The 4830-nt window shown below is 70.6% G+C and carries 5 protein-coding genes and 1 pseudogene; 2 read left to right on the top strand and 4 right to left on the bottom strand.

Annotation, left to right across the window (positions count from 1 at the left end; translation table 11 throughout):
- The coding region (locus JWP65_RS10105) for an NAD(P)H-dependent oxidoreductase (RefSeq protein ID WP_299763293.1) at positions 1–395 on the top strand (395 nt) is incomplete at its 5' end.
- Positions 395–2239: a glutathione-regulated potassium-efflux system protein KefC gene (gene kefC / locus JWP65_RS10110; RefSeq protein WP_299763295.1), complete on the top strand. Its 1845-nt coding sequence runs from the start codon at positions 395–397 to the stop codon at positions 2237–2239. The genes JWP65_RS10105 and kefC, both read left to right, overlap by 1 nt.
- Before the next feature lie 18 nt (positions 2240–2257).
- On the opposite strand, the gene JWP65_RS10115 is transcribed toward kefC, so the two are convergent.
- The 4 genes and pseudogenes from JWP65_RS10115 to JWP65_RS10130 all read right to left on the bottom strand — a co-directional run.
- Positions 2258–3016, bottom strand: a complete 759-nt coding sequence (locus JWP65_RS10115; protein WP_299763297.1) for a sulfite exporter TauE/SafE family protein — start codon at positions 3014–3016, stop codon at positions 2258–2260.
- A 79-nt stretch (positions 3017–3095) separates the two neighbouring features.
- Entirely contained in the window at positions 3096–3638 is a 543-nt protein-coding gene (locus tag JWP65_RS10120; RefSeq protein WP_299763298.1) for an NADPH-dependent FMN reductase, read from the bottom strand.
- Positions 3639–3666: 28 nt separating this feature from the next.
- Positions 3667–4644, bottom strand: a complete 978-nt coding sequence (locus JWP65_RS10125) for a tripartite tricarboxylate transporter substrate binding protein (RefSeq protein ID WP_299763300.1) — start codon at positions 4642–4644, stop codon at positions 3667–3669.
- 1 nt (position 4645) lies between these two features.
- Positions 4646–4830: pseudogene (locus tag JWP65_RS10130) on the bottom strand (nuclear transport factor 2 family protein); the annotation flags it as partial.

Raw genomic sequence — 4830 nt, forward strand, 5'->3', positions numbered from 1 at the left:
TGAAGCTCTGGGTCGACGACGTGCTCGCCTTCGGCTGGGCCTACGGCCCCGCCGGCAACGCCCTGCGCGGCAAGGACCTGTGGCTGGTCGCGACCACCGGCGGCCCGGAAGACTCCTACCGGCCCGACAGCTACAACCGCTACTTCTTCGACGCCTTCCTGCCGCCGTACGAGCAGACCGCGGCGCTGTGCGGCATGCGGTTCCTGCCGCCGCTGGTGTTCCATGGCGCGCACCGCGCGCGCGAGCCCGAGATCCAAGCCCACGCGGCGGTCTTCGCCGACCGGCTGCGCACGCATCCGAACTGGCCCGAGATGGCCGACCTGCCCGAGTGCATCGCGTGCGAGGTGCCCGGCAGCGACCGCCCGGCCGACGCCGTCGCGCAAGGCGCCGGCTGATGGAACACCTGCCCACCTGGCTGTCCGGCAGCCTGATCTACCTGGCGGCCGCCGTCATCGCGGTGCCTGTCTCGCGCGCCCTGGGCCTGGGTTCCATCATCGGCTACCTGGCCGCCGGCATCGTCATCGGCCCCTGGGGCATCGGCCTGGTGAGCAAGGTCGAGGAGATCCTGCACTTCGCCGAGTTCGGCGTGGTGCTGATGCTGTTCCTGGTCGGCCTGGAACTGGAGCCACGCCGGCTGTGGAACCTGCGCCGGCCGATCTTCGGCTGGGGCAGCATGCAGCTGTTCGGCTCGGCCGCGCTGATGGCCGGCGTCGCCATCGCCTGCGGCGTCGACTGGCGCATCGCCGTGACCGGGTCGCTGGCCCTGGCCGACTCCTCCACCGCCACCGGCCTGCGGGCGCTGGCCGACCGCAACCTGATGGCCACCACTTCCGGGCGCGCCTCGCTCAGCGTGCTGCTGCTGCAGGACGTGGCGGCGATCCCGGTGCTGGCGCTGCTGCCGCTGCTGGCCGTGGCCGACGCCCATGCGCAAGGCAGCGGCTGGATCGGCGCGGCCAAGGCCGTGGGCGTGATCGCCGCGATCGTGCTGGGCGGGCGCCTGCTGCTGCGGCCGACGCTGCGCTGGATCGCCCGCAGCGAGTCGCCGGAGATCTTCACCGCCGCCGCGCTGCTGCTGGTGGTGGCGACCGCCTACCTGATGCACTCGGTGGGCCTGTCGATGGCGCTGGGCGCCTTCCTGGCCGGCGTGCTGCTGGCCGAGAGCGAATACCGGCGCGAGCTCGAAACCGACATCGAGCCATTCAAAGGCCTGCTGCTGGGCCTGTTCTTCATTGCCATCGGCATGACCATCGACTTCGGTGTGGTGGCCCGGCAGCCGCTGCTGGTGGCCGCCATCGTGATCGGCTTTCTGGCCGCCAAGGCGCTGGTGCTGTGGCTGATGACGCGACTGATGCCGATCGCCGCGGCCGAGCGGCCGGTGTTCATCGTGCTGCTGGCGCAAGGCGGCGAGGTGGGTTTCGTCGTGCTGCAGACGGCGCTGGGCGCCCGTGTGCTGGACACGCCGACGTCGGCGCTGCTGGTGGCGGCCATCACGCTGTCGATGCTGCTGACACCGCTGCTGCTGCTGGCGGCGGACCGCTGGGCGGCCCGGCTGGCCGCGAGCGTGCCCCACACGCTGGAGGAGCTGAGCGAGCCGCAGGAGGCGCCCGTCATCATCGCGGGGTTCGGGCGCTACGGCCAGATCGTCGCCCGCCTGCTGAACGCGCAAGGCGTGGCATCCACCGTGCTGGACCACGACGCCGACATGATCGAGACCGCCCGCTCCTTCGGCTACACGGTGCACTACGGCGACGCCACGCGGCTGGACCTGCTGCGCACGGCCGGCGCCGGGGCCGCGCGCGTGCTGGTCATCGCCGTGGACGACAAGGAGCAATCGCTGCGACTCGTGGACCTGGCGCGCGAGCACTTTCCGCGGCTGCAGCTGGTGGCGCGGGCGCGCGACGTGACGCACTGGAATGCGCTGCGCGATCGCGGCGTGATGAACGTGCAGCGCGAGCTGTTCGAGTCCAGCCTGCGCAGCGGCCGCACCGTGCTGGAGCTGCTGGGCGAAGCGCCGCACGAGGCGCGCCGCCAGGCGATGCGCTTTCGCCGCCACAACCTGGAACTGTTCGAGAAAATGCACCCGCTGTACCGCGACCGCGCCCGCATGATCGCCGTGGCCAAGGAAGGGCGGCAGCAGCTGGAAGAGCAGATGGCGCGCGAGCGGGCCGAGCGCAAGGAGCGGCGGCGCCGCGGCGAGGAGCCGGAGCCGGGCTGGGACGACAGGAGCGTTGGGCCTTGAGCGTTCGCCACCGGCACGTCAGGCCAGGAACCCGTCCCAGACCAGCTTGAGGCCTGTCAGCAGCATGCCCAGGTAGATCAGGCGGTAGAACAGCTGCGGCTTGATCCGGTGCGCCAGCCGCACGCCGACCAGCACGCCGACCGGGGCGAACGGCATCAGCGCCAACGAAGTGGCCATGTTTCGCATGTCGAGCAGACCGAGCCAGGCGTACGGCGCCCACTTGCTCATGTTCAGCACGAAGAAAAACACCGCCATGGTGGCCGTGAAGGTCAGCGGCGCCAGCCGCATCGGGATCAGGTAGGCATTGATCGGCGGCCCGCCCGCATGCGCCACGAAGCTGGTGAAGCCGGAGGTGGCGGTCAGCGCGGCGCCCACCCATTTCGCCGGCGGCTTGCTGTCCGGCCGCGGCGGAAACAGCAGCCGCTGCGCCAGGAAGGCCAGCGTGAAGGCGCCGACGATGCCGGCCACCAGCCGCGCATCGAGCAGGCTGAACGAGAGCGTGCCGATGACGATGCCGACCAGGCCGGCCGGGATCAGGAAGCGCAGCAGCTTCCAGTCGAAGTGCTTGCGAAACGCCGTCAGGCCCATGATGTCCATCACGAACAGGATGGGCATCAGGATGGCCGCGGCCTGCGGCACGGTGACGGCCAGCGCCATGATGGGCACCGCCAGCGAGCCGAAGCCGGCACCGAAGCCGCTCTTGGAGATGCCCAGCAGCAGCACGGCGGGGATGGAGACGGCGTAGAACTGCCAGTCGGTGATGAGGGGGAAATCCAAGCGGCGTATTGTGACCGCAGCGTGTGACCGCAGCGCCCCCACCCCGGCCCCTGCCCGGAGGGGGAGCGAGCAAGAACGGTCAGCGCAGCCGGGTGGCCAGCTGCTGCAGCGAGACCAGCAGGTCGGTGATGAACTTGGCCGTCGTCTCGTCGGTCAGTTCGCCCTCGGCGTTGAACTTGGTTTGCGCGTTGCCGATGAACACCTCGGGCTTGTTGACCGTGAAGGTGTTCATGTAGACCAGCACCTGCCGCAGGTGGTACTGCCCGCGCGCGGTACCCAGCGGGCCGCCGCTGGCGCCCATGATGGCCACCGGCTTGCCGTCGAACGGCGGCTCAGGCGGGCGCGACATCCAGTCCAGCGTGTTCTTCAGCACGCCCGGCACCGAGAAGTTGTATTCGGGCGAAACCAGCAGCACGGCGTCGGCGGCGCGCACCTGCGCCTTCAACCGCGCCACCGCCGCCGGCTCGCCGGCAGTGCGCACGTCGTCGTTGTACATGGGGATGCCGGCGATGTCGGCGATCTCCACCTCGATGCCGGCCGGCGCCAGCTTGCGCGCGGCGCGCAGCGCCATGCCGTTGTATGACGCCTGGCGCAGGCTGCCGCAGATGCCTAGGATTTTCATGGATTCCGTTCGTTGAAAAACAGCGATGCTATTCGGCCTTGATGGCCAGCGTGCGAACCAGCCTGGACCAGTGCTCCACGTCGCGCTGCACCAGCGCCCGCGCCGGCTCGCCCACCAGGGCCATGGGCTTGCCGCCGGCCTTGACCAGGCTGTCTTGCACGTCGGCCATGGCAGCCATCTTGGCGAACTCGGCGCGCAGCCGCTCGAGCGCGTCGCGCGGCGTCTTGGCGGGCGCGAACAGGCCGAACCAGGATTCCAGCTCCAGCGCCACGCCGCTTTCCTGCACGGTGGGCACTTGCGGGTGCATGGGATTGCGGGCCGGCCCGGACACCGCCAGCGCCCGCGCGTTGCCCGCGTCCACCTGCGGCCGCGCGGTCGGCGAGAGATCGAAGAACAGGTCGACCCGCCCACCCAGCAAATCCTGGTAGGCCGCTTGCGCGCCGCGGTACGGCACATGGGTGACGTCGACACCGGCCAGGTGCCACAGCGCCGCCGGCAGCACGTGCTGGCCCGAGCCATTGCCGGCGGAAGCGTAGGTCAGCTTGCCGGGGTTGGCCCTGGCGTGGGCGATGACTTCGGCCAGCGTACGCAACGGCAGGTCCTTGCGCGCCATCAGCGTGTAGCTGTAAGCCACCAGCAGCCCCACCGGCTCGAAGTCGCGCAGGCTGTCGTACGGCAGGCTGGCGTACAGCCCGGGGTTGAGCGCCATGTTGGAGATCGAGCCCACCAGCAGCGTGTAGCCGTCCGCCGCCGCCTTGGCGGCCAGCTCGGTGCCGACCAGCGTGCCGGAGCCGGTGCGGTTCTCCACCACGAAGCTTTGCCCGGTGAGCTTGCCCAGGCGATCGGCCATCAGCCGGCCCACGCTGTCGAAGCCGCCACCCGGCGGCTGCGGCACGATGACGCGCACGGCGCGGTTCGGGTACGCCCCCTGCGCCTGCAGCCCAGGCAAGGTCAACGACAAGGCTGCGGCGGCCAGCGCCCGGCGGCGGTTGATGCGCGGCTGCACCTCAGCGCTCCAGCGCGCCGCCGGCCAGCCAGCGCTCGCCGCGGCGGTACAGCTCCTGCACCACCTCGCCCTTGAGCATGGGCATGTCCATCTTGACCTGGTAGCCGATGCGCGTCTGGATGTAGGCCAGGTGCCGGTAGCCCTCGGGAAAGGTCGCCAGCGAGGCCGCGTCGAGCCTGAGCTGCG

This window comes from Ramlibacter sp., from assembly GCF_028292805.1.
GTDB lineage: Bacteria > Pseudomonadota > Gammaproteobacteria > Burkholderiales > Burkholderiaceae_C > Ramlibacter.

Bases quoted from the DNA above. Each gene is read 5' to 3' on its own strand.
- kefC (WP_299763295.1), top strand. From the start codon at position 395: ATGGAACACCTGCCCACCTGGCTGTCCGGCAGCCTGATCTACCTGGCG.
- JWP65_RS10120 (WP_299763298.1), bottom strand. From the start codon at position 3,638: ATGAAAATCCTAGGCATCTGCGGCAGCCTGCGCCAGGCGTCATACAAC.